At 71.1% G+C, this 4142-nt stretch carries 1 pseudogene; it reads right to left on the bottom strand.

The annotated features are described in order from the left end of the window. Positions 1 to 4142, bottom strand: a pseudogene (locus AWC18_RS21655) (PE family protein); the annotation flags it as partial.

Raw genomic sequence — 4142 nt, 5'->3', positions numbered from 1 at the left:
TTGCCGCCGGATCCGCCGGCACCACCAGCACCACCGAGACCCTGCAGGCCCGCCGTCGACCCCGAACCCCCGAGACCACCGGCACCACCATTGCCACCATTGGTGCCCGACTCACCAGCCCCACCAGCAGCACCGGCGACCACCGCATCCACGCCAGCCTGACCGTTGTAGCCGGCGCCGCCCTTACCGCCGTCACCACCAGCACCACCAACACCATCGGTGGCCTTGGAACCACCCACGTTGAGACCACCAGCGCCACCGTTACCACCGGCACCACCAGCACCACCATTGCCGCCGGACACCCCGGCGCTGGTGGAGTTCGCCCCGTCGAAGCCCTTACCACCAGCACCACCGTTGCCGCCGACACCGGCGGTGCCATTGGCACCGTTGGCCGCCGCACCGGTACGGCCCCCCCCGCCGGTGCCCCCGGCACCGGCGTTACCCCCGGCGCCACCGGCGCCACCGGCCTGACCATCCACCTGAACAGCGGTGCCGTCAGCACCCGTGGCGCCGGCACCGCCCTTGCCGCCGGAACCGCCGGCACCACCAGCACCACCGAGACCCTGCAGGCCCGCCGTCGACCCCGAACCCCCGAGACCACCGGCACCACCATTGCCACCATTGGTGCCCGACTCACCAGCCCCACCAGCAGCACCGGCGACCACCGCATCCACGCCAGCCTGACCGTTGTAACCGGCGCCGCCCTTACCGCCGTCACCACCAGCACCACCAACGCCGGCAGTGGCCTTACCGCCACCGACGTTGAGACCACCAGCGCCACCGTTACCACCGGCACCACCAGCACCACCATTGCCGCCGGACACCCCGGCGCTGGTGGAGTTCGCCCCGTCGAAGCCCTTACCACCAGCACCACCGTTGCCGCCGACACCCGCGGTGCCATTGGCACCGTTGGCCGCCGCACCGGTACGACCCACCCCGCCGGTGCCCCCGGCTCCGGCGTTACCGCCGGCGCCACCGGCGCCACCGGCCTGACCATCCACCTGAACAGCGGTGCCGTCAGCACCCGTGGCGCCGGCACCACCCTTGCCGCCGGAACCGCCGGCACCACCGGCACCACCGAGACCCTGCAGGCCCGCCGTCGACCCCGAACCCCCGGCGCCGCCGGCACCACCATTGCCACCATTGGTGCCCGACTCACCAGCCCCACCAGCAGCCCCGGCGACCACCGCATCCGCACCAGCCTGACCGTTGTAACCGGCGCCGCCCTTACCGCCGTCACCACCAGCACCACCAACGCCGTCGACAGCACGAGTGATGCCGTCGACCTGCAGGCCGCCCAGGCCACCATTACCACCGGCACCACCGGCACCACCATTGCCGCCAGAAACCCCGGCAGTGCTGGAGTTCGCCCCGTCGAAGCCCTTACCACCGGCACCACCGGCGCCACCGACACCGGCGAGTCCGTCGACGCCGTCGGCGGCCTGCACGCCAGCGCCGCTCAGACCACCCACACCGGCCTTGCCGGCGTTACCACCGGCACCACCGTTGCCACCGGCCGTGCCATCGACATGGCCGGCCGTGCCATCGACTCCGGCCGCACCCGCAGCGCCGGCACCACCATTGCCGCCATCGCCGCCGACACCACCGTCACCGGCGGCACCATTGACGGTGCCCTTACCACCGGCACCACCAGCACCACCATTGCCGCCGGAACCACCATGGGTGCCCGCCGCACCCGGGGTCGCCCCGTTCACCCCGTGGAAGCCGTCACCGCCACTACCACCAGCGCCACCAGCACCACCATTGCCCTGAAGAGCGCGGGTGATGCCGTCGGCCTGCAGACCACCCAAACCACCATTGCCACCAGCACCACCAGCACCACCATTGGTGCCGTCGACATGACCGAGCGTGCCATCGACCCCGTCGAAGCCCGCACCGCCGGCGCCGCCCTTACCCCCGGCACCGGCGATGCCGTGGGCACCATTGGCCGCGTGGTTACCGCCGCCACTGTCACCACCGGCACCACCCCTACCGGCGTTACCACCGGCACCACCGGCCTGACCAGCCTCACCATCGACATGGCCGGCCGTGCCCGCCGCACCATCCGCACCCGCAGCGCCGGCACCACCCCAACCGCCGTTACCCCCGACCCCACCAACACCGTGGGCACCGGCCACCGAACCGGTACCGCCGACACCACCATCACCACCGGCACCACCATTGCCGCCGTTCTCCCCGGCCGCACCCGCCGTGGCCCCCGCCAAACCGTTGTAGCCCGCACCGCCCTTACCACCGGCGCCACCATCACCACCAGCACCGGAGGCGGCCCGCGTCAGGCCGTCGGCCTGCACACCACCCACACCACCGTTACCGCCGGCGCCACCGGCCTGACCCGCCTTGCCATCAGGGCTGGCCTGGGTGCCGTCCGCACCATTGGCGCCGTGCTTGCCGCCACCACCGTCACCACCCACACCAGCGACACCCGAAGTCGCCCGGCTGATGCCATCGGCCTGCACACCACCCAAGCCCGCATTACCGCCAACACCACCATTGCCGCCCGCAGTACCGGTCGCCGCGCCCGCATCCGAAGCCGCGTCATACCCAGCCCCACCAGCACCACCACTGCCGCCCTTACCGGCCACCCCACTGGTCCCGCTGGCAGCCCACCCAGCCGGGCCGTGCCCACCAGCACCACCCAAACCGGCATTACCACCATTGCCACCGGCCTGACCCGCACCACCATCAGGATCACCGGCGGTCCCAGCCACCCCATCAACACCATCAGCGCCGGCACCACCATTGCCGCCGTTACCACCGGCACCGCCGGAATCCTGCGAACCAGCCGCCCCGTCCGCGGCCTTGCCCATAAACCAGCCACCCGCACCACCGGCACCAGCCTGACCGGCCGCACCACCGTTACCGCCTACACCACCATTGCCACCGCTGACGCCATGCGCACCCGGCGCCGCACCATCCGCACCATCAGCGCCGTCACCACCCGCGCCGCCCTTACCCCCATCACCGGCCGCACCACCCTTACCGCCGGCACCGAACAAATACGCCCCCCGGCCACCGGCACCACCATTGCCACCATTACCACCATCACCACCATCACCACCATTGCCATCACCACCATTAGCGAAACTGCCCGCCGCGCCGGCGGCACCGGCAAAGCCATCCGCGCCGGCGCCGCCGGCACCGGCGGTGCTGAACACACCCCACAGGGCCGCGTCGCCACCATTGCCGCCATTACCACCAGCAGTGCCCAGATCAACGGCGGTGCCGCCGTTACCACCAGCACCACCGGCACTGAACCAGGAGAACAGGCCGGCACTACCGCCGTTGCCGCCATTGCCGCCGTCATTGCCGTCACCGCCGGCCCCACCGTTGCTCCACCAGCCGAACAGGCTGCCGCCGCCACCGTTACCGCCGTCAATGCCGTCGCCACCATCGCCGGCATCGGCCAGTGCGGAGAACCAGCCGACGCTGCCGCCATCACCACCGCGACCGCCGGCGCTGTCACCACCAGCCCCGGCCTTGCTGAACCAGGAGAACGACCCAACACTGCCGCCGTTACCGCCGGCCCCGCCGCCCACAAAGACGTCACCACCATCACCGGCGTCGCTGAACCACGCGAACAGGGCACCGTCGCCACCATCACCGCCGAAACCACCATCACCGCCGCCGGCGCCACCGTCACCGGCCTGGCTGAACAATGCGAACCAACCGACCGCACCGCCATCACCACCGTCACCGGCGCCGAACCCGTCACCCCCGGCACCACCGTCACCGCCGAACAGACCACCCTGACCGCCGGCGCCACCGTCGATGAGCCCGTCGACACCGTCGGCGTCCCAGCCCGCACCACCGGACCCATAGATCCAGCCACCGGCGAAGCCGTCCGGATGCTCCGCCGTGCCATCCGCACCATTGCCGAACGGCATCAACCAGTTGACGGCACTCCAGTCAAACGACGCCCCCGCCGAACCCGGCAGATCCAGCGACTGAGCCCCGATACCCGACAGGCTCAGATCAGCCAGGATCGTGTCCCAGGCCCCGTCCCAGGTGGACAGATCACCCCACGACTCGAAGACCCCGTCCCAGCTCGACGAGTCCAACAGCACCGACCAGGCAGCCTGATCCCCCCAATTTGCCCCCAGATCCGCAACCGCCCCACCCAG

It is taken from the genome of Mycolicibacter nonchromogenicus (assembly GCF_002101775.1).
Lineage (GTDB): Bacteria > Actinomycetota > Actinomycetes > Mycobacteriales > Mycobacteriaceae > Mycobacterium > Mycobacterium nonchromogenicum.
Note: the sequence above shows the minus strand (reverse complement) of the source record. Positions and strands in the feature narration are given on the sequence as shown.